Origin of the sequence: Rodentibacter heidelbergensis (genome assembly GCF_002000125.1) — a bacterium.
Classification (GTDB): domain Bacteria; phylum Pseudomonadota; class Gammaproteobacteria; order Enterobacterales; family Pasteurellaceae; genus Rodentibacter; species Rodentibacter heidelbergensis.
Genome location: NZ_MLHH01000018.1, coordinates 1 through 1,977, shown reverse-complemented (window position 1 = coordinate 1,977; position 1,977 = coordinate 1). Strand labels below are relative to the sequence as shown.

Sequence of the window (1,977 nt, the reverse complement as noted above, 5' to 3'; positions counted from 1 at the left end):
CCGTTTTCGGTTGGTCGTCTTCACCTTTGAAAGTCACTTCAACTTTGTTGTTGTCATCACCTGGTTTTGCGGTGACTGTACCATCAATGTCTGGTGAGGTAGTGGTTGGTTTGTCAGCAGGGTCCCCAGGTTGAGCATCAGTACCTGCATTCACTGGGTCAGCATCAGCAGTGTTACCTGCATCATTTGTACCTTTGGCATTCACTGGTTCACCATCTTTCACTTTATCTGATGGGATAGTGATAACACCTGTATCTGGGTCTACTGTTGCACCGGTATCACCTGCATCAGGAATAGACCATTTACCGTCAGCACCTTTTTCTGCAGTAACAGTTTTATCTTTGCCATTTTCATCTTTAAAAGTGACATTCACTTTTGTATTATCTGAACCTGGGGTGACCGTAACAGAACCGTCATTGTTTGCTTTAATTCCAGGTTTATCGGCTGTGGTATCGTTGTTACCATTATTGCTCGAGCCACCGCTACTTCCACCACTGCTCGCTGCAATAGCAATACCTGCTGCCAATGGTACTAATGCTAATAACCACCATGGATTAAACGCCCAAAATGCACTGGCAAGATCCTCTCCACCTAATGCTTGTGGCGCAGCGACTTCTTCAGCGAGCATACTCACTGCATCTGCTTTTAAACCGGATTCCGGTACATAGGCATAAACACCGCCATTCTCATGTTGCCCCACGAGTAAATTGGTCACTTCTTCTGAATTTTCATCTCCGTAGTAGCCTTTAATCACCACATCAGGGTTCATATCACCGTCTTCTAAGAAGATTTTTAAATCTTTACCTTCACGTTTAGCAATAATATTTTGTGGAGCAAAACCCGTTTGATCGTCAATTAATTGATAGTTAGATTTATCTCTTGCATCAATCACTAAGGTATCGCCTTGATTAATTTGATGAGAAGCGATTACTTTTTTTGCACTTAATACTTTTAATGTAGTCGACATATTTATTCCTTAACTAATAGATTTATTTCGTTCCGTAAACTGTCACTTCAACACGGCGGTTCGGTAAATTACATTGATTTTTCGCCGCGCCGGATAATCCACCACAGTTCGTCACCACCGGTTCTTTCTTACCGTAACCAATGGCTTTGACCGGTGCGGTAATCCCTGCTTTTTGCAACTGCTGCTTCACACTATTTGCTCGTTTTTCTGACAAAGCGAGGTTATAACTATCGCTTCCTAGGTTATCAGTATGTCCTCCTACCACAATATGAGATACATTTAAATTTTTCACCTGTGCCATAAACTGTTCTAATTTTTCACGACCTGCAGGCAAAATGTCCTTATAAGCAGATTTGTTGAAAGCAAATAATGCACTACTATCAACAGCAATCGCTGCGATAACTACCGGTGGTTTACAGTTAGTTGCATTAGGTACTCTTGATAAGGTTTGGTTTTCTTTCGGTAAATTGGCAATTTCTTGCTCTGCAACCGATGGCTCAACACGTTGTAGATAAAGCTGTCCGTTAGATTCCTGCAACACTTTGATATAGGCTACTTCACCAATTGGTAACGTATGGCTGACACCTTTCGTGCGATTACCAAATTTTTGATTGGTGCTAAAAGAAGTGCTGAATAAATGTTTATCCGCACAAACCGGCACTGCCGTATAAGCATTAGGCAGCAATGAGGCTTGATAATCGCCATTCACATAAATATTGGTAGCCGGGCCTTGAAGATCGCCTTGGCGATAAAATACGGCTAAAGATTGATTTTCACCAAGCTGGGCAGAAATCTTACTATTTTGGAAATTACTCCATATTTCTAATGGTTGATTTGCATCACGAGCACAACCACTCAATGCAACAACGACCCCCAAACAAAGAAGTGTTTTTTTCATATAAAACCTCTTAAAAAGTTAAATTATTGATATATAAAAATAACTCAGCATATTCGTTTCCATACATACTGAGAAAAGTTGAGAAAATGAAAAAATCAAAAACTCAAGACAC

At 40.7% G+C, this 1,977-nt stretch carries 1 protein-coding gene and 1 pseudogene; both read right to left on the bottom strand.

Annotated features, from left to right (window positions below; translation table 11 throughout):
• Nucleotides 1-967, bottom strand: a pseudogene (locus BKK48_RS08020) (cell wall anchor protein); the annotation flags it as partial.
• Nucleotides 968-989: 22 nt separating this feature from the next.
• Nucleotides 990-1,865 (bottom strand): OmpA family protein, encoded by an 876-nt coding sequence (locus tag BKK48_RS08015; protein ID WP_077427643.1) that lies wholly within the window; start codon nt 1,863-1,865, stop codon nt 990-992.
• Between the last annotated feature and the right edge of the window lie 112 nt (nt 1,866-1,977).